Here is a 235-nt window from a genome sequence, read left to right on the forward strand (position 1 = left end):
CCAAGCAACTTGACTGACGCCGAAAAAGCTAAAGTAGCCGAAGAAGTTAAGAAATCAAACCCAACCGTAACTGATGTTAAGGTTGACAAAGATGGTACAACAACTGTAACTTATCCAGATGGTACAACAGCTGTAATTCCAGTCGATAAGACAGTTAAGAAATCAGATGATAAAGTCGTAACGGATCCAACAGTAACTCCGGTTACAGATCCAAGCAACTTGACTGATGCTGAAA

1 pseudogene is annotated in these 235 nt (G+C 40.4%); it reads left to right on the forward strand.

What is annotated here, in order from left to right:
• Positions 1–235 (forward strand): annotated as a pseudogene (locus HMPREF2837_RS11490) (hypothetical protein); the annotation flags it as partial.

It is taken from the genome of Streptococcus sp. HMSC071D03 (genome assembly GCF_001812125.1).
GTDB classification, from domain to species: Bacteria; Bacillota; Bacilli; order Lactobacillales; family Streptococcaceae; genus Streptococcus; species Streptococcus pseudopneumoniae_N.